This is a genomic window from Stenotrophomonas sp. YJH_SMC_91 (assembly GCF_059368495.1).
This window is the reverse complement of record NZ_JCAFRT010000014.1, coordinates 1-23270: the sequence shown is the minus strand read 5'-3', so window position 1 is coordinate 23270 and position 23270 is coordinate 1. Positions and strand designations below refer to the sequence as shown.

At 66.2% G+C, this 23270-nt stretch carries 25 protein-coding genes; 7 read left to right on the top strand and 18 right to left on the bottom strand.

Annotation, left to right across the window (positions count from 1 at the left end; genetic code table 11):
- Positions 1-3: 3 nt before the first annotated feature.
- The 8 genes from AC5P5X_RS16020 to grxD form a co-directional block, all read right to left on the bottom strand.
- The gene (locus AC5P5X_RS16020; RefSeq protein ID WP_005408859.1) at positions 4-525 is read right to left on the bottom strand and encodes a pilus assembly PilX family protein; all 522 of its coding nucleotides are present in this window, start codon (positions 523-525) and stop codon (positions 4-6) included.
- 3 nt (positions 526-528) lie between these two features.
- Positions 529-1698 carry a PilW family protein gene (locus tag AC5P5X_RS16015; RefSeq protein ID WP_111189159.1) on the bottom strand — a complete coding sequence of 390 codons (1170 nt, stop codon included), beginning with the start codon at positions 1696-1698 and terminating at the stop codon, positions 529-531.
- On the bottom strand, positions 1695-2195 hold the full coding sequence (gene pilV / locus AC5P5X_RS16010; protein WP_005408857.1) for a type IV pilus modification protein PilV: 501 nt from the start codon (positions 2193-2195) through the stop codon (positions 1695-1697). Before pilV ends, AC5P5X_RS16015 begins: the two co-directional genes overlap by 4 nt.
- Positions 2192-2707: a GspH/FimT family pseudopilin gene (locus tag AC5P5X_RS16005; protein WP_005408856.1), complete on the bottom strand. Its 516-nt coding sequence runs from the start codon at positions 2705-2707 to the stop codon at positions 2192-2194. The genes pilV and AC5P5X_RS16005 overlap by 4 nt, the downstream gene beginning before the upstream one ends.
- Before the next feature lie 161 nt (positions 2708-2868).
- The gene (ppnN, locus tag AC5P5X_RS16000) at positions 2869-4257 is read right to left on the bottom strand and encodes a nucleotide 5'-monophosphate nucleosidase PpnN (RefSeq protein WP_032966556.1); all 1389 of its coding nucleotides are present in this window, start codon (positions 4255-4257) and stop codon (positions 2869-2871) included.
- Between the two features lie 252 nt (positions 4258-4509).
- Positions 4510-7758 carry a TonB-dependent receptor gene (locus AC5P5X_RS15995; protein WP_080101792.1) on the bottom strand — a complete coding sequence of 1083 codons (3249 nt, stop codon included), beginning with the start codon at positions 7756-7758 and terminating at the stop codon, positions 4510-4512.
- 232 nt (positions 7759-7990) lie between these two features.
- Entirely contained in the window at positions 7991-8767 is a 777-nt protein-coding gene (locus tag AC5P5X_RS15990; RefSeq protein ID WP_005412811.1) for an SDR family NAD(P)-dependent oxidoreductase, read from the bottom strand.
- Positions 8764-9084, bottom strand: a complete 321-nt coding sequence (grxD, locus tag AC5P5X_RS15985; protein ID WP_005408852.1) for a Grx4 family monothiol glutaredoxin — start codon at positions 9082-9084, stop codon at positions 8764-8766. Before grxD ends, AC5P5X_RS15990 begins: the two co-directional genes overlap by 4 nt.
- A gap of 121 nt (positions 9085-9205) precedes the next feature.
- On the opposite strand from grxD, the gene AC5P5X_RS15980 reads away from it, so the two are divergent.
- The gene (locus AC5P5X_RS15980; RefSeq protein WP_012479673.1) at positions 9206-9784 is read left to right on the top strand and encodes a superoxide dismutase; all 579 of its coding nucleotides are present in this window, start codon (positions 9206-9208) and stop codon (positions 9782-9784) included.
- Positions 9785-9899: 115 nt separating this feature from the next.
- Here the strand turns inward: AC5P5X_RS15980 and AC5P5X_RS15975 are convergent, their stop codons facing one another.
- The 3 genes from AC5P5X_RS15975 to purE all read right to left on the bottom strand — a co-directional run bounded on the left by AC5P5X_RS15975 (position 9900) and on the right by purE (position 12002).
- Positions 9900-10241, bottom strand: a complete 342-nt coding sequence (locus AC5P5X_RS15975) for a carboxymuconolactone decarboxylase family protein (RefSeq protein ID WP_005408850.1) — start codon at positions 10239-10241, stop codon at positions 9900-9902.
- A gap of 112 nt (positions 10242-10353) precedes the next feature.
- Positions 10354-11502 carry a 5-(carboxyamino)imidazole ribonucleotide synthase gene (locus tag AC5P5X_RS15970; RefSeq protein WP_005412809.1) on the bottom strand — a complete coding sequence of 383 codons (1149 nt, stop codon included), beginning with the start codon at positions 11500-11502 and terminating at the stop codon, positions 10354-10356.
- Positions 11499-12002, bottom strand: a complete 504-nt coding sequence (purE, locus tag AC5P5X_RS15965; protein WP_005412808.1) for a 5-(carboxyamino)imidazole ribonucleotide mutase — start codon at positions 12000-12002, stop codon at positions 11499-11501. The genes AC5P5X_RS15970 and purE overlap by 4 nt, the downstream gene beginning before the upstream one ends.
- A 58-nt stretch (positions 12003-12060) precedes the next feature.
- Between purE and AC5P5X_RS15960 the strand changes: the two genes are divergently transcribed.
- The 4 genes from AC5P5X_RS15960 to AC5P5X_RS15945 all read left to right on the top strand — a co-directional run bounded on the left by AC5P5X_RS15960 (position 12061) and on the right by AC5P5X_RS15945 (position 14711).
- Positions 12061-12330: a Trm112 family protein gene (locus AC5P5X_RS15960; protein ID WP_005408847.1), complete on the top strand. Its 270-nt coding sequence runs from the start codon at positions 12061-12063 to the stop codon at positions 12328-12330.
- Positions 12327-13178 carry a carboxylating nicotinate-nucleotide diphosphorylase gene (nadC, locus tag AC5P5X_RS15955; protein ID WP_005408846.1) on the top strand — a complete coding sequence of 284 codons (852 nt, stop codon included), beginning with the start codon at positions 12327-12329 and terminating at the stop codon, positions 13176-13178. The genes AC5P5X_RS15960 and nadC overlap by 4 nt, the downstream gene beginning before the upstream one ends.
- 113 nt (positions 13179-13291) lie before the next feature.
- A complete protein-coding gene (locus AC5P5X_RS15950; RefSeq protein WP_005412807.1) occupies positions 13292-14293 on the top strand; it encodes a DUF2272 domain-containing protein in 1002 nt (333 codons plus the stop codon).
- 67 nt (positions 14294-14360) lie between these two features.
- Positions 14361-14711 carry a DUF3301 domain-containing protein gene (locus AC5P5X_RS15945; RefSeq protein WP_005408844.1) on the top strand — a complete coding sequence of 117 codons (351 nt, stop codon included), beginning with the start codon at positions 14361-14363 and terminating at the stop codon, positions 14709-14711.
- 46 nt (positions 14712-14757) lie between these two features.
- Here AC5P5X_RS15945 and AC5P5X_RS15940 read toward each other — a convergent pair whose 3' ends face one another.
- The 7 genes from AC5P5X_RS15940 to AC5P5X_RS15910 all read right to left on the bottom strand — a co-directional run bounded on the left by AC5P5X_RS15940 (position 14758) and on the right by AC5P5X_RS15910 (position 20851).
- Positions 14758-15210, bottom strand: coding sequence for a ClpXP protease specificity-enhancing factor (locus tag AC5P5X_RS15940; RefSeq protein WP_005412806.1), 453 nt, complete (start codon positions 15208-15210; stop codon positions 14758-14760).
- 84 nt (positions 15211-15294) lie between these two features.
- Positions 15295-15930 (bottom strand): glutathione S-transferase N-terminal domain-containing protein, encoded by a 636-nt coding sequence (locus AC5P5X_RS15935; RefSeq protein ID WP_005408842.1) that lies wholly within the window; start codon positions 15928-15930, stop codon positions 15295-15297.
- A 134-nt stretch (positions 15931-16064) separates the two neighbouring features.
- Entirely contained in the window at positions 16065-16814 is a 750-nt protein-coding gene (locus AC5P5X_RS15930) for a cytochrome c1 (protein ID WP_005408841.1), read from the bottom strand.
- Positions 16807-18066 carry a cytochrome b gene (locus AC5P5X_RS15925; protein ID WP_005408840.1) on the bottom strand — a complete coding sequence of 420 codons (1260 nt, stop codon included), beginning with the start codon at positions 18064-18066 and terminating at the stop codon, positions 16807-16809. Before AC5P5X_RS15925 ends, AC5P5X_RS15930 begins: the two co-directional genes overlap by 8 nt.
- Complete coding sequence (gene petA / locus AC5P5X_RS15920; protein WP_004151998.1) at positions 18066-18686, bottom strand: ubiquinol-cytochrome c reductase iron-sulfur subunit; 621 nt, start codon at positions 18684-18686, stop codon at positions 18066-18068. Before petA ends, AC5P5X_RS15925 begins: the two co-directional genes overlap by 1 nt.
- Before the next feature lie 229 nt (positions 18687-18915).
- On the bottom strand, positions 18916-19836 hold the full coding sequence (locus AC5P5X_RS15915) for a lytic transglycosylase domain-containing protein (protein ID WP_005412804.1): 921 nt from the start codon (positions 19834-19836) through the stop codon (positions 18916-18918).
- 46 nt (positions 19837-19882) lie between these two features.
- Complete coding sequence (locus AC5P5X_RS15910; protein WP_005412803.1) at positions 19883-20851, bottom strand: helix-turn-helix transcriptional regulator; 969 nt, start codon at positions 20849-20851, stop codon at positions 19883-19885.
- Between the two features lie 80 nt (positions 20852-20931).
- Here AC5P5X_RS15910 and AC5P5X_RS15905 point away from each other — a divergent pair, with 80 nt between their 5' ends.
- Complete coding sequence (locus AC5P5X_RS15905; RefSeq protein ID WP_005408837.1) at positions 20932-21552, top strand: glutathione S-transferase family protein; 621 nt, start codon at positions 20932-20934, stop codon at positions 21550-21552.
- A 148-nt stretch (positions 21553-21700) separates the two neighbouring features.
- Positions 21701-23119: a tRNA (N6-isopentenyl adenosine(37)-C2)-methylthiotransferase MiaB gene (gene miaB / locus AC5P5X_RS15900; RefSeq protein ID WP_005408836.1), complete on the top strand. Its 1419-nt coding sequence runs from the start codon at positions 21701-21703 to the stop codon at positions 23117-23119.
- Positions 23120-23270 lie beyond the last annotated feature (151 nt).

The window sequence follows — 23270 nt, the reverse complement described above, 5'->3', positions numbered from 1 at the left end:
TCCTCAAAGCTTGAAAACAGTGTCGACAGCCGCCGAGGAAGTACCCTCGTTGCTGGTGGCGGCATCGCGATCGGAGCCGAACGCGGTGATCTGGTAGACGCGGGTGGGCTCTTCGCTTTCCGGCGTGCCCATGCCCAGCGTCGATTCGCCCTGGATGCAGGCGTCGATGCGGCGCACGCTGACCACCGGCGCCGCCGACAGTTTCTGCTCTCCCACCCAGCGGGTGGGATCGAAGCCGTCATCGCAGATGCGCTTGATGGCGTCAGCCTTCAACGAGCCGCCGTCGCCGGTATTGTTGTCGATCTCCTCGATCGACCGCTCGGCGTCACGGACCGCCCGCTCGCTGGCCTGGAACGCCACGTTGGCGGCCCGGTAGTTGGAGGACATGCGCTCCTGCATGCTCGCCACCTGCATGCCGACCACGCCGATCAGCGACAGCAGGATCAACAGCATCAGAGCCACGTACAGCACCGCACCGCGCTGCTGCGTACGCCCCTGGAATCGACGGGAGACGGAGGGCTTCATGGGTCAGTTCCCGAACAGTCGGTTGCGCAGTGCCACGGACACCTCGTAGGAGGCGCGGTAGCGATCGTCGTAGGTCGTGGGCGGATTGAAGCCAACGCCGAGCACGCCCAGCTGGGCCACGGCCGTATTGGCCTGCTCGGCCGCGGCGCGCTGCGGGCTGCGCACCAGCAGTCCAAACTGCACCAGGCCAACCCGTCGCCACGCAGCGACAGCGGCGGCATCGGTACCGGTACTGACCCCGCTGGCAGTCTTCTGGAAGGCGATTAACCCGGTCGGCGGCGCGGTGCTGCTGATCGCCGTCTCGGTATCCTGGCCGTAGAGGAACTGCAGGCTCTCAATGCCCTCCACCAGCTCCTCACCGGTGGCGAACGTGTTGTCGCCAGCGCCACGCGCGCGGTACAGCGCGGGTTCGCCGGCGGTATTCGTTGCCACGTAGTACGCCATCGATTCCACCCGATAGACCATGGTCACCGCGTTGTTGGCCGAATACGCCGAGAGATCGGCTTTGCTGGCCGTGATCGTGCTGCCGGCGATTTTTCCGGCAAACACGTCCACTTTGCTGCAATCGGCCACGGCAAACGCCGAGGGCGTGGTGACGGCACCGGCCGACAGGCGGGCCGCCGCGTCACTGGCGATCGTGATGTCCGGCGAAGTACCGGAGCCGATGGACAGCACCGGCGAGCCTTCCGGCGCAAGGTAGCGCATCACGATGATGTCGCTGCCGCCAAGCGGTTTGGGCTTCAGATTGGTGATCGCCGACGGCGTGCTGCCGGCAGCCCCCCAGCTTGCGCCGAGGGTCAGCTTGTTGCCAGGCGCGGTGCCCTGTGCCTCGTAACCCTGGATCGGCACCGAGAAGTCCATCGGGCTGCCATCACCCGACTTCACGCCGGCAATGTTGACCTTGACACTGTCCTGGGCGCGCACCAGGTGCGCCTGGTCATTCACGCAGCCCATGTGCCCGGCCATCCGGATGTCGCGCTCGAGGAACTCCAACGCGAATCGGGCGTTCTCCTGGGTGCGCGCGACACCTTCGGACAGCTGCGAGGCCGCCCGCGAAGCCATGAAGATCTGGGTCACGCCCAGCATCAGCACCAGGCCGATGACCAGCGAGATCAGCAGTTCAACCAGCGAGAGGCCAGCCGCATGGCTGGCAGCGGAAGGCGCGCGCTTCATAGACGGGTAACCAGGGTGAACGTGGTGATGCTGTCGGGATTGGCTGCGTTCCATCGCTCGTCTCCCCAGCCGATGCCCACCGTGACCAGACCATCATTGACGGTCACGTTGGCGCTGGCCTTGCCTCCCAGCACCTTGACGACCTGGCATTGCCAGCGCGCCACGTTCGCCTTGGAGGCTGTCACGTCGGCACTGTTGGGCCAGGTGCAGGGGCCAGCCGGCGCGGTGACCGAGCCGGCAGTGAAGGAGGCCTTGGTGTATTCGCCACCGTTGAGGGTTTCGCTGCGCTGTACGCGCATCAGCTCGATCAGATCGTAGGCCAGGCTGGTGGCCTGGGTGCGCTGGCTGGCGCTCTGCACGAACCGCACGTTCATGGTCTGCAGCAGCGCAAAGCCAAGCAGGCCGAACGCCAGCACCAGCAGCGCGATCAGCACCTCGATCAGGCTGAAGCCACGACTGCGGGCAGGCCCGCCCATGCCGGAACGACGACGTTTCATTTGCAGGTTCCTGCGGTGGAGCGGACCTGGCCGGAGAATAGGACGGTCAGGGTCCGCATGGGGTCACCCGTCTTGCAGCCTTGCGGCACCAGGCTCACGACCTGGTCGGCGGACGCGCGGCGGCGTCCCTGGGAATCGAAGGTGATGACGGTTGGGCTGGGAGCCTCGACCGCCAGGCTGCTGCTGCCCTTGGAGAAGCGCAGCACGCTTTCGCTGCCGCTGACGGAGCCATCGCCATCGGCGTCGCCCCAGGCCAGCATGCCCTTGCTCCACTCACCATCGCAGGACGTGCCGTTGCTGCTGCCGCACACCCCGCCACCATGGCGGTTGCGGATGGCCTCGCTGCGAGCGAGCGACAACAGACCGATCACCTCGTTGTTGGTGGTGGTCAGCCGGTTCGAGCGCATCGCGGTGCGGAAGCTGGGATAGGAGATGCTGGCCAGAATGACCAGGATGACCAGCGTGATCATCAACTCGACCAGCGTGAAGCCGTTTTGCCGGCGCAAAGACATTGGACGCTCCCCAGCGTGTTGATGGCCACGATGGGCCATCGTCCCGCCACCGGCAAGCGGCGGCAGGATGAACGGTCAATCCAGGGCGACGGGCGTCAAAGCCTTGACGACCCGCACCTTCCCACCCCGGCCGGCGCGATCCCCATCGCACCGGCCCGGGCTCAGGCCAGCACCTGGTAGCAGGGCTGGTATTCGCCGGAGATCTTCATCCGGCGCTGCTCGACGAAAGCGCGCAGCAACGCGTCCAGCGCCTGCATCATGTCCGGGTCGCCATGGATCTGGAACGGTCCGAACTGTTCGATGCGACGCATGCCGTCTTCCTTCACGTTGCCGGCGACGATGCCCGAGAACGCGCGGCGCAGGTCGGCCGCCAGCGCATGCGGCGCACGCCCGTGGTGCAGGTCCAATGCGGCCATCGCCTCGTGGGTGGGCACGAACGGCTGCTGGTACTCCCACGGAATCTCGATCGACCAGTTGAAGAAGAACGAGTCCTTCTGCGCCAGGCGGTGCTCGCGCACGCGCTTGATGCCGTTGGCCATCTTCTTCGCCACCGCCACCGGGTCGCCGACGATGATCTCGTAGCGCTCGGCGGCCGCGTCACCCAGGGTCAGGCGGATGAAGCGGTCGATCTGCTCGAAGTACGGCGCCGCCACGGTCGGTCCGGTCAGTATCAGCGGGAACGGCAGGTCCTTGTTTTCCTCGCGCAGCAGGATGCCGAGCAGGTACAGGATTTCCTCGGCGGTACCGACGCCACCGGCGAACACGATGATGCCGTGGCCGATGCGGACGAAGGCCTCCAGGCGCTTCTCGATGTCCGGCATGATCACCAGGTGGTTGACGATCGGGTTCGGCGACTCGGCGGCGATGATGCCCGGCTCGGTCAGGCCGATGTAGCGCGTCACGGTACGGCGCTGCTTGGCATGGGCGATCGTGGCCCCCTTCATCGGGCCCTTCATCGCGCCCGGGCCGCAGCCGGTGCAGATGTCCAGGCCGCGCAGGCCCAGTTCATAGCCCACCTGCTTGGTGTACAGATACTCGTCGCGCGAGATCGAGTGGCCGCCCCAGCACACCACCAGGTTCGGGTCACCCGGGTTGAGGATGCGCGCATTGCGCAGCAGGCCGAACACCGCGTTGGTGATGCCCTCGGACGACTCCAGCTCGGCCGCGTAGGCAGGGCCCATTTCGATGGCCATGTAGGCCAGGTCACGCACCACGGCGAACAGCAGTTCGGCAACACCGCGGATGATCTCGCCATCGACGAAGGCCATGGCCGGTGCGTTGACCAGGTCGATGCGCACGCCGCGATCCTGCTGCGCCACCTGGATGTCGAAATCGGGATACAGATCGCGCGCCGCGCGAGGATCGTCAGAGGCACTGCCGCTGGTCAGCACGGCCAGCGCGCAGCGGCGCAGCAGCTCGTGCATGCCGCCGGCAGAGGCATCGCGCAAGCGGGCCACTTCGGCCCGCGACAGCACATCCAGCCCACCGCGCGGGTAGATCCGCGCGTCCTGCACTGGCAGTGCGCGGGCTGATTTTTCGTTCGTGGTCATGTCCAATTTTTTGCTTCCTTCAAGGTTTCCGACTGTACTGCCGCCCCCTTAAAAAGCAAAACGGCCGGGAAGCCCGACCGTTGGATGTGTGCTCCCCGCGTTCGCCTTTCCGGGACCGCATCGGCGGCGTTGGCACCGCGCACATTTCTGGATGCTACGCCGATGCAGAGTGGCCTGCAAGGACTTTCGCCTGAACGGAAAACGGCCGGGTTTCCCCGGCCGTTTCCGTTTACATCATCAAGCTCTGACGGATCAGAACTTGTACTTCACAGTCAGCTGCATGGACCAACGCGACACGGCAGTGTTGCCCTTGTCATTGTTGTTTTCCTGGATCGAGGAATCATCCGCACCGGTGAACGAGTACACATACTTCCCGGTGGCCGGATCGATACCTGCGAAGTTGCCCACGCGGCGGGTTGCATAGAAGCCGTAGTCGTCAATGAGGCCCCACTTCTTGTTCAGCAGGTTGCCGACATTCATGATGTCCAGGGCGACTTCACCCTTGTGACCCTTCACGAAGCCTGGGAATTCCTGGCTGATACGAACGTCGAAGCTGTTGACCCACTTGGCGCGGTGCGAGTTGGCCGGGACCACGCTGCCACGGTAGGCCTCGAGTTCCGGGTTCTGCGCCAGCCAATCGAAGAACTTCTTCTCCATCGTTGCGCCGCCAGTGAACAGCACGTCGCCCACACCCTTCGGCACGTAGAACAGATCGTTGCCGATGGCGCTGTCGCCGTTGGCATCGTTGTAGAACACGTAGCTGTACGGACGGCCCGAGCGACCTTCGTAGAAGAGGCCGATACGGGTAGCGTTGTCACCGAAGAAGTTGTGCTTCCACTCCAGGGTGCCGGTGATACGGTCCTTGATTGCATAGCGCGAGTTGTACGCGATGTTCTCGTTGGCGTTCAGGATCTGGGTGTTGTTCCAGTTCGAGGTGTTCTGCGAGCTGGTCAGCGGGCTAACTTCCTTCGACTGGGTGTAGGTGTAACCCAGCGACCAGCCCCAGTTCTCGGTCAGCGGCTTGGCCAGCGAGAAGGTAGCCTGGCTGCCACGACCCTTGTCGGTGTTGCGCAGCAACATCACGTCACCGATGTTGTTCGGACGGTTGGCGCGGTTCAGCGCGCCGTTGGTGCCGTTCTCCATGCCCAGGTTGTCGCCGGAACGGCTGTCGATCTTGCTGTTGGCCTGATTCAGACCTGCCGGGTTCCAGTACAGCTCACGACCGTCCTGCGCCGAAACGAAGGTCGCACCCTTGCCCTTGCCGTCCGTCAGGTCCAGACGTTCGAAGTACAGACCATCCTTGACCTTGGTGAACAGCACTTCAGCCGACGCCACGATGCCGTACCACGGCAGCTCATGGTCGAACGCCAGGTTGGCCTTCCACACCGACGGCAGGCGGGTGCCCGGAGCGATAATGTCCACGTTCTGGCGAGCAATGATCTTCGACGGATCCGGAATGAACGGATTGTCGGCATCAGCACTGAAACCACCCGGGTTGCCACTGACGTTGTACTCGACGTAGTTCAGACCGGTGTTCTGGTAGGCACCTGCCAGCCACACGTTCGGTGCTGCACCGCCGAACAAGCCAACGCCACCGCGCAGCTGGGTCGGACGATCGCTGTCGAAGGTGTAGTTGAAGCCAACACGCGGCTGGAACAGGCTCTTGTCCACCAGTTTGGTGTTGTCGTAGCCGTAGCGCGACTGGATGTCGGTGTTGTACTTGTTCTGGCTGGTGAAGTCCGGGATATCAAGACGGACACCAAACATCAGGCTCAGGTTGTAGTTGATCGCCCAGGTGTCCTGGATGAACAGGCCAGTGTTCTTCAGATGGAACTTGGCCGGAATATCATCCAAGCTGCCACCCGGACGCGGCACGCGCAGCTGGTAGCCGTTGGCGGTACCCTTCAGGAACGACGCCAAGTCGCGGAAGTCGTACGCGCCGTACAGATTACGGCCGTAGAAGTTCATCAGGTTATTGTCGGTGTAATCGAAACCGAACTTGACGGTGTGGTCACCGATGTACCAGGTACCGGCACCGAAGGCGCTAAGTTCCTTCGACTCGACCAGATTGGTGTGAGTGTTCTGCTCGGTGCCCAGGTACAGCGAGTTGTTGCCGAAGCGCACGCGCATCTGCGGCAGGTGCGAAGCCGCGACACGATTGGACGAGTAGTCCTTGTGCGAAACCTTGAACTCGGTCGAGAAGTTCTCGGACCAGTCACTGAACAGTTCACCCATCCAGGTTTCGTACTGGGTCGGCTGGGTGTACCAGAAGTCACTCAGCGACAGCGCGCTGCTGCTGACCTGCGGGAAGCGGACGACGTCCTGCTTCATCTTGTTGTAGCGCAAGGCCGCACGGTGGTTCTCGTTGATGTTCCAGTCGAGCTTGACGGCGTACTCTTCGATCGTCGTCTTGTTGTTCAGACCGTCAACGCCGCCGACCGGATAGCCCAGATCACTCATGCGCTTCTGGACTGCCGAGATGTCGGCGTCACTGATGCCGCCCTTGGACGGATCCTTGTTGTACGGGCTGTCACTCAGGCTCACGCCGCCGCCGCTACGCTCGTACTTTTCATAGTTGGTGAAGAAGAACAGCTTGTCCTTGAGGATCGGACCGCCGAACGTCATGCCGTAGGTCTTCTCGTCCTTGAAACCATTGAAGTCCGACTTGTCACCTTCCAGGCGCGAACGGACCATGTCCTTGTCGCGGTACGAGCCGTACACGGTGCCGTGGAACTCATTGGTACCCGACTTGGTCACGGCGTTGATCACCGCACCGGTACCGCCGGCGATGGTGGTGTCGTAGTTGGCCAGGTCGATGTTGATTTCCTGGATGGCATCCATCGACACCGGCTGACGCTCGGTCGGCAGGTTGTTGGAGCCCAGGCCGAACGGATCGGAGGCGCTGATGCCGTCGATGCGGATGGCGTTGTAGCGGGTGTTCTGGCCACCGGCCGAGATCGCGCCGTCAGCCTTGCTGACCTGCGAGATGCGCGGGTCCAGGCGGATGTAGTCCTGGATGTTGCGGTTGGCCGACGGCAGCGCGTCCATCGTTTCGCGCGTCACGTTGCTGCCGGTGCCCATCTTGTTGGCGCTAAACAGGTCCAGGCCGCCGGCGGTCGCAACAACGTTCACCGCGTCCAGGTTGGTCGCAGCCAGGTCACCGCCCAGGTTGGCGTTGACGGTGTTGACCTGGTTCAGGTTCAGGTAGACACCCTCTTCGGTCTTGGTGCCTTCACCGGACTTGGTGATGGTGATGGTGTACGGACCACCCACGCGCAGGCCGCGCGCGTTGTATCGACCCGACGCATCGGTGGTGGCACGCGAAACGGTGCCCGACTCGGTGTGGGTGATGGTGACTTCAGCGCCGGCGACAGGCTGGCCTGCGGCGGACATCACCTGGCCGCCGACACCGGCAGAGGTGCTCTGGGCGAAGGCGGGAGCGGCGGCGAGCGCAGCCACGAGACCAAGGGTGAGCTTGGACATCCGGAGTGGGTGGGTCATTTTTCGGTAGCCTCGATGCGAGTTGGCGATGGCGGAAAAAAAGCGCATCCAAACAGCCCTGCGGGTGGCTGGTCGGAGATTTATCTGGGGTTCCCTACCGCTTGGCTGAAGGCAGCCACAACGGTTAACACTAGATTAACACGCTACGCCATCAATGTGACGGTTGTGCGACAAACGGCACCGGATCGCAACGCAATCGTGACGGGATCTTCACTCCGCCTTTCCCCCGGCCTCATTCCGGCAGGGGCGCCTCACTGGCGTCGAGAATCCGGCCCCGCCAGGCAAGCCCAGCGCTGGACAGCAGGGTCACGGCCGCCGCAGCGGCGGCCTCCGGGCCCCGGGCGGCCGGGTCCTGGTCGACGGAATAGGCCCTGGCGCGCAGCGCCGTGCGCAGGGGGCCCGGATACAGGCCGCTGACCCGCACCGGGCTGCGGCCGAGTTCGTCATGCAGGCTGGTGATCAGCCCGCGCAGGCCATGCTGGGCCACACCGTATCCCCCCCAATAGGCCTGCCCCACCCGTTCGGAGGCATCGACCGCAAACACCAGGGCCGCGTCCTCGCGCTGCCGCAGCAGCGGCAGACAGGCCTGGGCCAGCCACGCCGGGGCAGTGAGCGTGACATGCACCGCACGGGCGAAACTGGCCGGGTCGGCCAGTTCGAACGGGGTCAATCCGGGGAAATGGGCGGCACAGACCAGCACTCCATCCAGGCGCCCCAGCTCGCGCTGCAGGGCCTGGGCCAGTTCGGCATAGTCGTCGGGGCCCGCACCCTCCAGATCCAGCGGATACAGCAGCGGTTCCGGGCCGACGGCCTGGACCTGGGCGTAGACACGGTCCAGGCGGCGCGGCTTGCGGCCCAGCAGGACCACGGTGGCCCCGGCGGCGGCGGCGGCAACGGCCGCCGCACTGCCCAGCCCACCGCCGGCGCCGGCAACCAGCACCACGCGATCCTGCAACGGGCGGCCATCGAGCGCCCCGTTGGTCGGTGACGTCGATGGCCAGGCACTCATCCCTGGGTCGCCTCTTCGACGATGCGCTTGAGCTCGCCGGCTTCAAACAGTTCCAGGACGATGTCGCAGCCGCCGATCAGCTCTCCATTGATGAACAGCTGCGGGAAGGTCGGCAGGTTGGAGAACCGCGGCAGGTTGGCGCGGATCTCGGGTTCTTCCAGCACGTTGACGGTGCGCAGGGTGACCGCGCCGGCAGCCATCAACGCCTGTACGGCGCGGCTGGAGAAACCGCACATCGGGTATTGCGGGGTGCCCTTCATGAACAGCACGAGCGGGTAACGATCGACCTCGGCCTGGATTTGCTGCATTACCGCCACAACCTCACTCCTTGCTTCGCCGGACAAACCGACCGCGGTGGTCGGCTAGACTGCCCACGGTAGCCGCCATTGTAAGCGGATGGAACCGGCTGCCGCCGCCCCTCTGGCCACGAACCTGTCCATGCCTGTCGAATTGCCTGCCCTGCCCTACCTTTCCGGCTCCCTGCAGCCGCACCTGTCCGCACAGACCCTGGAGCTGCACCACGGCCGCCACCATCGCGCCTACGTGGATGCGGTCAATGCCGGCATCCTCGGCACCGAGTGGGAAGACGCGCCACTGGAAGAGATCGTCCGCCAGGCCCAGGGCAAGCTGTTCGATGCGGCCGCCCAGGCGTGGAACCACGGTTTCTACTGGCAGTGCCTGCGGCCCCGTGGCGGTGGCGAACCGCAGGGCCGCCTGGGCGAGCTGGTGAAGCGCCAGTTCGGCGACGTGCAGCGCCTGCGCGAGGAATTCAACCGCACCGCGCTGGGCCTGTTCGGCTCCGGCTGGGTGTGGCTGGTGCAGCATCCGGGCGGACAGCTGGGCATCCAGGCGACCCGCAATGCCGGCACGCCGCTGACGGGTGAAAGTACGCCGCTGCTGTGCTGCGATGTCTGGGAGCACGCCTACTACACCGACTACCAGAATGACCGCGCGCGTTATCTGGATGCGTTCTGGCAGATGGTCAACTGGGAATTCGCTGAGAGCCAGCTACGCTGAGGCAACGGCTCCGCCCCGGGGTAGTGCCGGCCGTTGGCCGGCATCCCCATCGGTGTACAAGAGATGGCGAATCTGCCGGCCAGCGGCCGGCACTACCGGAAAGCAGAGCGTGGCTTCACGCGTTCTCGTGCGCGGCCACCGCATCCATCACCCGCGCCGAGTACACCAGCGCCGCACCGGCATTGAGCGACACCGCCACACCCAGCGCCTCGGCGATTTCCTCGCGGTTGGCACCGTGCTTCAGCGCGGCATCCACGTGCACGGTGATGCAGCCGTCGCAGCGGGTGGTCACCGCCACCGCCAACGCGATCAGCTCGCGGGTCTTCGCATCGAGGTGGTTGGTCTGCGCGCCAGCGTTGGCCAGGGTGGCGTAGCCCTTGACCGTATCCGGTGAGAGCTTGCCGATCTCACCGATACGGCCCTTCAGTTCCTTGCGGTAGGCATTCCAGTCGAGCATGGGGGTGACTCCTGTGAAAGGAGCTCCACGCTACCACCGGGAATGTTGCGCCGATGCCTGCACCGGCGCTTCACAGCGTTGCACTGCCGGCCAGCGGCCGGCACTACCGGGCTCAGCGATTGCGCAGCGCGTGCACCGCCGGCGCCACCTGGGCCTGGCGATCCAGCTCCAGGCCGACCTGCTCCAGCGCATCGGCCAACGCGGCAGCATCGTCATCGCGCAACGTGGCGTGGCCGACCTTGCGGCCTTCGCGCGGCTCCTTGCCATAGTCGTGCCAATGGCCGCTGGCCTGGCCCAGCACCGGTGCCGGGCCAGGCATCGCGCCCAGCCAGTTCAGCATGCAGGCGTGGCCGAGCATGCGGGTGCTGCCCAGCGGCAGGCCCAGCACGGCACGCAGATGGTTCTCGAACTGCGAGGTCTCGCTGCCCTCGATGGTCCAGTGGCCGGAGTTGTGTACGCGCGGCGCCATCTCGTTGGCCAACAGCTCGCCATCGCGACAGAACAGCTCCAGCGCGAACACGCCGACGTACTGCAGGTGCTCGGCGACACGGCGGGCATAGCCGATCGCGGCCTGCTGCTCGGCATCGGACAGCACAGCCGGTGCCACGCTGGCCGACAGCACGCCGTCGACATGCCAGTTGCCGGTGACCGGCCAGGCTTCGAAGCTGCCATCGCGGCCACGCACGGCGACCACGCTGACCTCGCGCTGGAACGCCACGAAGCCTTCCAGGATCAGGCCGGTACGCTCGACCTGCGCGCCCAGTGCATCCCACGCGGCGTCGATGTCGGCCTCGCTGCGCAGGCGGAACTGGCCCTTTCCGTCATAACCAAGGCGGCGGGTCTTGAGGATGCACGGCAGGCCGAACTCAGCCGCCTTCGCAGCCAGCTCGTCACGGCTGCGGATATCAGCGAAGGCCGGCAGCGGGATGCCCAACTGCTGGAACAGGGTCTTCTCGCTCAACCGGTCCTGGGCCACCGCCAGCGCGGCCGGCGGCGGATAGACCGGCACGCGGTCGGCCAGGAACTGCGCGCTGTCTGCGGGCACGTTCTCGAAATCGAAAGTGACCACATCGACCTTGGCGGCGAAGTCCGCCAGCGCGTGGCGGTCATCGAAGGCACCGACGGTGAGCGGCGCCAGCGGGCCACTGCAGGCGTCGGCCGCCGGGTCGTACAGCTGGAAGCGCAGTCCCAGCGGCGCACCGGCCAGAACCATCATGCGGGCGAGCTGGCCGCCGCCCAGGATGCCGACGGTCAGGCTCATTGGCGCGGATCGTCGTGGGCCATCACGTCTTCGGTCTGGCGTGCACGGAAGGCGTCGAGCGCCTGGCCGATCGCCGGCTGGTCGCTGGCCAGCATCGCAGCAGCGAACAGCGCCGCGTTGGACGCGCCGGCATTGCCGATGGCGAAGGTGGCAACCGGAATGCCGGCCGGCATCTGCACGATCGACAGCAGCGAATCCATGCCGTTGAGGGCCTTGGACTGCACCGGCACGCCCAGCACCGGCACGGCGGTCTTGGCGGCGATCATGCCCGGCAGGTGGGCGGCCCCGCCGGCGCCGGCGATGATCGCGCGCAGGCCACGCGGGCCCGCCTGCTCGGCGTAACTGAACAACACATCCGGCGTCCGATGCGCGGACACCACCTTCACTTCGAACGGAACACCCAGGGCTTCAAGCTTCTGGGCGGCGTGCTGCATGGTTTCCCAGTCGGAACGGGAACCCATGACGATGCCGACAAGCGGCGCGATCGGGTTGGGGGTCATTGGCCGTCACCTGCCTTAAAGACGTATTCTAGCCATCTTCCACGCAAGACGAAGAACCATGGATCGCAAGCTGCTCGACCTGCTGGTGTCGCCGGACACCCGCCAGCCCCTGTCCCTGCTGGATGGCAAGGGCCTGGAAGCCCTCAACAAGGCCATTTCGGCCGGCGCGGTGAACAAGGCCGATGGCAACCCGCTGGCGCAGCCGCTGCGCGAAGCGCTGGTCACCCGCGACCGCAAGCAGGTGTTCCGCGTTGACGACGGCATCCCGGTGCTGCTGGCCGAAGAAGCCATCCCGACCGCCCAGATCGCCGACTTCCCGGCCGCATGAGCGCGCTGCCGACGCCGGATGCGGCCGTTGTCGCCGCCGATGTCGCGCGGGCGCTGGCCGAGGACCTGGGCAGCGGCGACGTCACCGCCGCCCTGCTGCCCGACCAGGCCGACAGCGCTTACCTGCTGTGCAAGCAGGACGGGGTGATTGCCGGCCGTCCGTGGTTCGACGCCACCCACCGCGCACTCGACCCGGACGTGCGCATCGAATGGCGTGTCTCCGAAGGTGACGCGGTCACCGCAGGCACCGTGCTGGCCCTGCTGCACGGGCGCAGCCGCAGCCTGGTCAGCGCCGAACGCACCTCGCTGAACTTCCTGCAGACGCTGTCTGGCACCGCCACCACCACTGCCCGCTACGTGGCGGCGGTGGCCGGTACCGGCACGCGCATCCTCGACACCCGCAAGACTCTGCCTGGCCTGCGCCTGGCGCAGAAGTACGCAGTGCGCTGTGGCGGCGGCGACAACCACCGCTTCGGCCTCTATGACACGGTGATGCTGAAGGAAAACCACATCCGTGCCGCCGGTTCGCTGGCCGCGGCGGTGGCCGCCGCGCGCCGGCAATGGCCCGCGCTGCCGCTGGTGGTCGAGGTCGAGGACCTGGCCCAGCTGCGCCAGGCGCTGGAAGCCGGTTGCGAACGCATCCTGCTGGATGACTTCAGCCCCGACCTGCGCCGCGAGGCAGTGCGCATCACGGCCGGCCGCATTCCGCTGGAAGTGTCAGGCAGCGTGGGCCTGGGCGGCCTGCGTTCGATCGCCGAGGACGGCGTTGACTGCATCTCCATCGGTGGACTGACCAAGCACGTGCAGGCCATCGATCTGTCGCTGAAGCTGGGCCCGCCGCCGGGTTGAGGCCTGGCCGGGGTCAGATCCCTTTTCCCGTGGAAAAGGGATCTGACCCCGTTCTCACACCCGGCGTTCACGACAGCGCTGCGACGCTGAGGTATCCCCCACAGGAGCCGCGCATGCGCCGGATGCTCTTGCCTGCCTGCCTGCTGCTGGCCGCGGCACCGTTGTCCGCAGCGGCCGCCGAAGCCTGCGATGTTCCGCCCCGCTTCGGCCTGAGTCCGTTGGCGGTGGCCATCCGCAACACCGCCTGCAATGAGCACCGGCTCTGGTACCGGCCCTTCATCGATCGTGAAGGCCGTGCCGCCAGCCTCAGCGTCACCGAGGCCGAAAGCGATCACCTGGCAGACAATGGCCTGATCGCCTGGCAGCGCGTGGCCGGCTACTGGCGCAACAGCGGCACGCTCAATGCGATGGGCAGCATCGCGGGCGCCAGCAGCTGCCTGGCGCCGTTGGGCACGCGCTACACCGACAGCGACTGCCGCGCCTTCCTGATCGACAACCCGTGGTCGGCCGCGTTCATTTCCTGGGTGATGGTCCAGTCCGGCGTTCCTGGCTTCAATACGTCGCCACGCCACATCGACTACATCCGTGCCGCCTACCAGGGCGGCCCCTCGGGCGTGCCGTACCGGCTGGTCGACCCGGCCACGGCCAAACCCGCACCGGGCGACCTGCTGTGCTTCCTGCGCGACCGCAGCACCACGCTCAGCTACAGCGGGCTGGTGCAGGCACTGGGCAATGGCTCGGTGGGCCACTGGAAATCGCATTGCGAAGTGGTGGTGGCGGCCAACCTCGGCGGCGACCAGACCCTGTACCTGGTCGGTGGCAACGTGATGAACACCGTAGCGATGCGGTTGCTGCAGCTGGATCGTACGGGGCTGATCAAGCTGCCTCCGGCACGCGAACGCAACAGCACCGGCATCGACCCCGGCTGCACACCAGGTCGCGAGGACGAATGCAGCTTCAACCGGCAGGACTGGGCAGCGCTGCTGCAGCTCACTGCAACCTCACCGCTGGTGATGCCCTCGCCCACTGCGACGCCGATGCAGCCCACTCCGGCACCGCAACCGGTCATCGTGCCCGCGCAGCCGATGTCCAGCGAACCGCAGCCGCGGCGGTGAGTGCAGCGCTTGATCCCGCGCGCGTTCGCCGCCATCTTTGCGGGATCGACCCCTGACGGCTGACGCCATGCCCACCCTGCTGCTGTTGCTGATTGCCGGCGGAATCATCTATTTCTTCTGGAACGCGGCGCGTTCGGCCGCCGAGCGCGCGGTCGAACTGGGGCGCAATGCCTGCCGTGCTGCCGACGTGCAATGGCTGGATCAGGCGGTGCACGCCACCGGCCTGCGCCTGTCGCGCGGCGAAGATGGCCGGCTCGGCTTCGAACGTACCTTCAAGTTCGAGTATTCCTACGACGGCATCGATCGCCACGTGGGCCGCATGGTGCTGCGCGGCGACCAGCTGATCTCATTCACTGGTCCGGGCGCGGCGCGGATCAGCCAGATCCGCGCGGATGTGGACGATGCCGAGGATGTGTAAGGGCTGAAGGCGTGCCGACCAATGGTCGGCACCCACCGTTACCTGGTTACTTGACCACGCGCAGGTTCGGGCGCCCCTTAGGCGGCGGGCTGGCTGGCGGCGTATCGTCCGGCGGCGTGCCTTCCTCGTGCAGCAGCTCATCGCTGGTCGGAGCGGTCTCGTTGCCCGGGATGTCATCCGGTAGCGCCATGCCCTGCCCGGTCTCGCGGGCGTAGACGGCCAGCACGGCGCTGATCGGCACCTGCACCGGGTAGCTGGTACCGGAGAAGCGCGCCGAGAAGCTCACCATCTCGTTGTCGATCATCAGCCGCACGACAGCACGTTCGGCGATGTTGAGCACGACCCGGCCATCCTTGACCGCCGAAGGCGGGACCTGCACGCCGGGAACGCCGGCGTCGACCAGGATGTGCGGGGTCAGCTGGTTGTCGTTGATCCATTCCACCAGCGCCCGCAGCAGGTACGGGCGGTGGCTGGTCATGTGGAAGAAGTCTTCGGTCATGCGTGAAGTGTACGCGCCCGGCGCCCCGCCGGGGCGGATCACCTGCACGCCGGTCGGCGTGCAGACGGGTAACGCAGGCCCGGATCAGACCGGCAGATCGCGCAGCTTCTTTTCCTGATCGGTCAGGCTGCGGACGAAACCGGGGTGGCGGAAGATGCGGTTGCCGTAGTCCTCGATCGCCTTGCCGTCCTTCGGCAGCGGTACGTCCAGCGACTGCAGGCGCCAGATGATCGGCGCCATCGCGCAGTCGGCCAGGCTCATTTCCGGGTTGAGGAAGAACTTGCTGGCCTTGAACAGCGGCAGCGAGGCGGTCAGCAGCTCCTTCAGGCGCTTGCGGCCAGCCTCGGCCTGGGTCTTGTTGCCGAGCTGGATGGCCTGCACCTGTGGCACCCAGTCGTGCTCGATGCGCAGCATCGCCAGGCGGATGCGCGCACGCGAGAGCGGATCGACCGGCATCAGCGGCGGATGCGGATAACGTTCGTCCAGGTACTCGCTGACCACTGATGCGGCGTACAGCACCAGCTCGCGTTCGACCAGGGTCGGCACCGAGTGATACGGATTGAGGTCGATCAGGTCTTCAGGCGGGTTCTGCGGATCGACCGGAACGAAGTCGAAGGTCACACCCTTGGCCGCCAGCACCAGGCGTACACGGTGGCACAGTACATCGTCGTTCGAGGAAAACAGCGTCAGTGTATTGCGCATGCGTACGCTCGCCGCCATCAAAGGCTCTCCCACGACAGGAGACCGCCTGCCGCATCGGCGCCGCCGGCACCGTGCCGGCGGTCGACTCCTCCCCGAGTGTGCAACCGACCATCACAAAAGCCAATAGGCCCGTGCGATGGCCGGCGGCAGATTCAGTGAACGTCCTTCCAGTATTCCTTCTTCAGCAGGTACAGCAGGAAGGTGAGCAGGGCCAGGAACAGGATCACCCACACGCCCAGCTGCTGGCGCTTGAGCGCGGCCGGTTCGCCGGCATACTCGAGGAAGTTGGTGATGTCCCGCACCGCCTGGTCGTACTGCCCGGCATCGACCGACCCCGGCGTTTCGATCTTCAGGCCGGTCACCGGCGGGTCCATGCCGGGCGCTTCCGCCTTGCCATGGACCGCATGCTGCAGGCCCTGCATCTCCCACAGCGGGTTGGGCATGGAGGCATTGGCGAACAGCGCGTTGTTCCAGCCCAGCGGCCGGCTGCTGTCCAGGTAGAACGACTTGAGGTACGTGTAGACCCAGTCACTGCCCCGCACGCGCGCGATCAGGCTGAGATCGGGCGGCATCTTGCCGAACCACTTCTCCGCGTTCTCCTTGGGCATCGCCACCGGGATCGGGTCGCCGATCGCCGAGCCGGTGAAGTTGAGGTTGTTCATCACCTCTTCCTCGGTCAGGCCCAGGTCCTGCGCCATCCGCGAATAGCGCAGGTACTTCAGCGCGTGGCAGCCGGAGCAGTAGTTCATGTACAGCTGCGCGCCGCGCTGCAGCGAAGCGCGGTCGCCCAGATCGTTGCCGGCCTGCAGCAGCTTGGTGCCACCTTCGGCGGCGGAGGCCAGGAAACTGCCCAGCATCAGGGTGGCCGTCAGGGCCAACCGGACCATCCAGCGATCAGTCATGGGTGGTCACCCTCTCCGGTACCGGCTTGGTCTTGTCCAACCGTGTCCATAGCGGCATGGTGATGAAGAACGCGAAGTACAGGAAGGTCAGCACCCGCCCGATGTAGGTCTCGTGCACGTCGGTGCCCGGGCCGGAACCAATCACGCCCAGCCACACGAAGCACACCGCCAGCACGCCCAACATCACCTTCGATATCCAGCCGCGGTAGCGCACCGACTTCACCCTGGCCTTGTCCAGCCACGGCACCAGGAACAGGATCGCAATGGCCGAGAACATCACCAGCACGCCACCGAGCTTGTTCGGCACCACGCGCAACATCGCGTAGTAAGGCGTGTAGTACCAGACCGGCTTGATGTGTTCCGGGGTCACCAGGCGGTTGGCCTCGGTGAAGTTGTCGTGCTCCAGGAACAGGCCGCCGAAACCGGGCGCGAAGAAGATGATGAAGGCGGCGATGATCAGCAGGAAACCGGCGCCGACGCCATCCTTGAGCGTGTAGTACGGGTGGAACGGAATGCCATCGGCCGGTGCGTTCGGCGACCAGCGGTTGCCCTTCGGCCCCTTCTTGATCTCCACGCCATCGGGGTTGTTCGAACCCACTTCGTGCAGCGCGCCCAGGTGCAGTACCACCAGCAGCAACAGCACCAGCGGCAGAGCGATGACATGCAGCGCGAAGAAACGGTTGAGCGTGGCGTCACTGGGCAGGTAATCGCCCATGATCCATTCGGTCAGGCCGTTGCCGATCACCGGTATCGCGCCGAACAGCGAGATGATCACCTTGGCGCCCCAGAACGACATCTGGCCCCACGGCAGCACGTAGCCCATGAAGGCTTCGGCCATCAACACCAGGTAGATCAGCATGCCGAGGATCCACACCAGCTCGCGCGGCTTCTGGTAACTGCCGTACAGCAGGCCACGGAACATGTGCAGGTAGACCACGATGAAGAACAGCGAGGCACCGGTGGAGTGCATGTAGCGGATCAGCCAGCCCCACTCCACATCGCGCATGATGTATTCGATGGAGCCGAACGCCTCGGCGGCGCTGGTCTTGTAGTGCATCGTCAGGAAGATGCCGGTGACGATCTGGTTGACCAGCACCAGCAGCGCCAGCGAACCGAAGTAGTACCAGATGTTGAAGTTCTTCGGTGCGTAGTACTCGCTGACGTGCTTCCGGTAGACCGGCATCAGGCCGGGCGCGCGGGCGTTGACCCAGTCGGCCACGCCGCTGGCGGTACGGCTGAGGATATTGGCCATCAGGCAGCCCCCTGCGGATCGACACCGATGATGATGGTGTTGTCGTCCTGGTAATGGTGCGCGGGCACCTTCAGGTTGATCGGCGCCGGCACGTCCTTGAAGACGCGTCCGGACATGTCGAAGCGCGACTTGTGGCACGGGCAGAAGTAACCGCCCTTCCACTGCGGGTCGTAGGGCTCAGGCCGGATTTCGGCGACCATTTCCGGCGAGCAGCCCAGGTGCGTGCACAGGCCGACCAGTACGGAGATATCCGGCTTGATCGAGCGCAGTTCGGGGTTCTGCTTCAGCACGTAGTCCGGCTGCTGGTCCTTCTCGCCGGACTCGGGGTCCTTGAGCCGGCCGTCCAGCCCGTGCAGCGCATCGAGGATGGCCTTGGACCGCTTGACGATCCAGATCGGCTGGCCACGCCATTCCACGATCAGGCGTTGGCCTTCCTGCAGGGCGCTGATGTCGGCCACCACCGGTGCGCCGGCAAGCTTGGCGCGGGCACTGGGGTTCCAGGATTTGATGAAAGGAACGGCGGTGAATCCGACGCCGACGGCGCCCACCACGGCTGTGGTGGCAGAAAGAAAACGCCGACGTCCGGTGTTGACTGGATCGTGTACCCCATCGTTGGCCATCCGGCACTCCGATATTGATTAGGTAGCTTTAAGGCTGCCAGCGGATCCGGTGGGGGCCAGAGCCGCATTGAATCACGGTCGAGTGTAGCGGAACCGTCGCGCGCCACACAACGCATTGCAACAACATTGATTGCGGGGTTGCCGGCCAGCGGCCGGCACGACCTTTCAAAGGAGTGCCGACCAACGGTCGACACCTACCGTTCAAGGAGTACCGGCCAACGGTCGGCACCTACTGGTGACTCAGGGCGGTGCGGTAACGCTCGGCCAGCTGCCCGACCCGGCGCACGTAGTACTGGGTCTCGCTGTAGGGCGGCACGCCACCGTGGCGGTCGACCGCGCCTTCGCCAGCGTTGTAGCCGGCTGCGGCAAGGGTCAGGTCGCCATTGAAGCGTTTCAGCAACCACGCAAGATACTGCACGCCGCCACGGATGTTCTGCCCGGCGTCATAGGAATCGCTTACACCGAAGCGCGCGGCGGTCGGCGGCATCAGCTGCATCAGGCCCTGCGCGCCAGCACGGCTGAGCGCGGTCGGGTTGTAGGCCGACTCGGCATGGATGATGGCGCGCACCACCGCCTCCTCCACACCGAACTCGCGCGCGGCCGAGGTGATCTCGGCCTGGAAGGCCGAGGTGTTCAGTCGCACGGTGCCGAAGTCCACGCGTGGATTGACCCCACAGGCATAGCAGCGCTCCATGAAGCTGTAGCGGATGGTCCGGACCGGGCCGAGGTTGGCCACCTGTGTCGGGCGCGCACTGGTGTAGTGGCGCACGCCATCCTTCATGAAGGAATACACCTGGCCACTGACCATGCGCCCGCTGCGCGAGGCGACCGGCTGTGCGGGACCGGATGCCGGCACGGACGCAGGCGCGACCGTTGCCGGCGCTGCGGCACTCGCGGCAACGGCCACCGGATTGCGTTCGATGCTGGCCACCGTGGTCGGTGCCGGCCTGGGCGCGGCCACCACCGGTCGAGGTGCCGGGCGGGTGTCACGGGTGTAGCTGATGGTGCTGCAGCGCGCACCCGCCACCCGCTTGCTCACATAACTGGTAACGCCATCAGGCCCCTGGCACTTGTACAGGGTTCCAGCGCTGGCCGGCGCAGCGGTCAGCGCAGCGATGATGATCGCCGTTGTCCCCAGTATCCCCTTCATGGCGGCGAGTGTCCCAGCTTCGCCGGGGCTTGCCAAGCGACGTGGCTCAGCCTGTGACCGGCGGCACAGCCAGCAGCTGGCCGAGGCCCGCCAGGCGCTGTGCCAGTTCGTCGCGCAGGCCCGGCGGGGTGGTCCAAAGCGCCACGGGCAGGCGGTCCAGGCTGAGAATCTGCGCCAGCATCATGCCGCGGCTCTCGGCGCCCATGCGCAGCAGGCAGTGGTCGGGGCCATCCGCTTCCAGTACTCCACACCACGGCGGGATGCGGCCTTCCAGCTCGGAATGGCTGCCGGACAGGCGGAGGATGGCCTGCAGCGCGAACGGCGCCTGGCTGACCGCCTGCCGCACCATCACATCAGGCGGCGCCGGGGCGCGCCGGTGCAGGCCCGGCCCGGCGCACTCACGTACGGCGCCCATGCGGTCCACGCGCAAGGTGCGCCAGTCCTGCCGCCCCAGGTCCCAGGCAAGCAGATACCAGCGTCGCCCGTAATTGACCAGGTGCTGGGCCTCGACCTCGCGCTGGGTGACGGCTTCCTGCGCGCTGCGGTACTCGAAGGCCAGCCGTGACGCCTGTCGGCAGTGCTGGGCCAGCCGCCCGAGCAGGCGTGCGTCGGTGGACGGAAGGTCGGACAGGGTGGCCGTCGCTGCATGCACCTCGCCGGCCTGCTGGCGACGACGGGTCGGCACCAGCGGATCGAGCTTGGACAACAGGCCACGCGCGGTGTCGTCGATCCCGGCAACGGTGGCCGAGGCTGCGCGCAGGGCGATGGCCAGGGTGGTCGCCTCCTCCTCGTCCAGCAGCATCGGCAGCACCGGGGCCCCGGCCCCCAACTGGTAGCCGCCGCCGACCCCGGACGAGGCCTGCACCGGATAGCCCAGCTCGCGCAGGCGCTCGATATCACGGCGGATGCTGCGCCGGTCCACGCCCATGCGCTCGGCCAGCTCGGCCCCGGACCACTGGCGGCGGGCCTGCAGCAGGGCGATCAGGCGCAGCAGACGATGGGCGGTATGGCGCATGAAGGATCGAGGACAGAAGTCGTCCGCAATAGTGCCCCAGGATGGCCTCCAGTTCACCACCCACCGCAAGGAGCAATGCCATGAATTCACGCCAGATCACCCTTTACCACGCCGCCCGTTCCCGCTCGAGCGGCGCCGTGGCCCTGCTCGAAGCGCTGGGTGCCGACTACCGCATGCAGGTGCTGGACCTGAAAGCCGGCGCCAACCTGGCCCCGGCCTACCTGGCCATCAACCCGATGGGCAAGGTGCCGGCCATCGTCCACAACGGCGCACTGGTGACCGAGCAGGTGGCGATCTATCTGTACCTGGCCGACCTTTACCCGGAAGCCGGGCTGGCACCGCCGATCGGCGACGCCCTGCGCGGCCCCTACCTGCGCTGGATGGCCTTCTATGGCGCCTGTTTCGAGCCGGCGATGATCGACAAGGCGATGCACCGCGAGCCGCCGCCGCGCCTGATGTCGCCGTACAACGATGCCGAGACCGTGCTGCAGGTGGTCGAGGCCCAGCTGGCGCAGGGCCCGTACCTGCTGGGCGAGGTCATGAGCGCCGCCGACGTGCTGTGGGGCAATGCACTGGCGTGGACCACGGCCTTTGGCCTGGTACAGCCGGCGCCGGCCACGGCTGACTACATCGCACGGATGAGCGCGATGACCGCGTTCGACCGTTCGCGGCAGATCGATGCGGAGCTGGCGGCGGCGTAAGGGCGCCCGCCGGGCACCGCCCGGCGCTACCGGGGCCGGCGGGATGCGGGTAGCGCGGGGCCGTGCCCCGCGAGCGCACAGCGCGGCGTACGCGCCGGGATGCAGGTAGAATTGCCGGCTTTCCCGCCACCCGAATGGATTAAGCGCCATGACCGGGACGCCAGACGTCTTTCCGCCCGCCCCGCCGGGCGGTGCCCCGCTCGTTGCCCTGCCCGCCGGTCCGCGCAAGCCCGACCAGGTGAAAGGCAAGCTGTACATCAAGACCCACGGTTGCCAGATGAACGAGTACGACTCGGCCAAGATGGCCGACGTGCTCGCCGCCAGCGATGGCCTGGAACTGACCGATACCCCGGAAGACGCCGACGTCATCCTGGTCAACACCTGTTCCATCCGCGAGAAGGCGCAGGAGAAGGTGTTCAGCCAGCTGGGCGTCTGGAAGGGCCTGAAGAACAAGGGCCGCGAGGTCATCATCGGCGTGGGCGGCTGCGTTGCCTCGCAGGAAGGCGAGGCGATCATCAAGCGTGCGCCGTTCGTGGACCTTGTGTTCGGCCCGCAGACCCTGCACCGGCTGCCGGAGCTGATCCGCGCCCGACGCGAGCAGAAGCGCCCGCAGGTGGACATCAGCTTCCCCGAGATCGAGAAGTTCGACCGTCTGCCGGAACCGCGTGCCGAAGGCGCTTCGGCGTTCGTGTCGATCATGGAAGGCTGCTCGAAGTACTGCTCGTTCTGCGTGGTGCCCTACACCCGCGGCACCGAAGTCAGCCGCCCGTTCGAGGACGTGGTGGTGGAAGTGGCGCAGCTGGCCGCGCAGGGCGTGCGCGAAATCAACCTGCTCGGGCAGAACGTCAATGCCTATCGCGGCCCCTATGGAGATGGCGAGTTCGCCGATCTCGGCCTGCTGATCCGGACCATCGCCGAGATCGACGGCGTCGGCCGCATCCGCTTCACCACCTCGCACCCGCTGGAGTTCAGCGACTCGCTGATCGATGCGTTCCGCGACGTGCCGCAGCTGGCCAACTTCCTGCACCTGCCGGTGCAGGCCGGCAGCGACCGCGTACTGTCGGCGATGAAGCGCGGCTATACCGCGCTGGAATTCAAGTCGAAGATCCGCAAGCTGCGCGCGGTGCGCCCGGACATCTCGATCAGCTCGGACTTCATCGTCGGCTTCCCCGGCGAAACCGATGCCGATTTCGAGAAGACCATGAAGCTGATCGAGGACATCGGCTTCGACCACAGCTTCTCCTTCATCTATTCGCGCCGCCCGGGCACCCCGGCGGCCGACCTGGAGGACACGATCAGCGATGCCGAGAAGCACGCGCGCCTGTCGCGCCTGCAGGAGCGCATCAATGCGCACGCTGCCGGCATCTCCGAGAAGATGGTCGGCACCGTGCAGACCGTGCTGGTGGAAGGCCCTTCGCGCAAGAACCCGAACGAACTGACCGGCAAGACCGAGAACATGCGTTCGGTGAACTTCCCGGCGCCGGCGCGGCTGATCGGCCAGTTCGTGGATGTGGTGATCACCGAGGCGCTGACCAATTCGCTGCGCGCGCGCGTGGTGGCGGAATAAGGTGCGCCGACCAACGGTCGGCACCCACCGGAGTTGATGCCGGCCAACGGTCGGCACCCACCGGAGTTGATGCCGGCCAACGGTCGGCACCCACCGGAGTTGATGCCGGCCAACGGTCGGCACCCACCGGAGTTGATGCCGGCCAACGGTC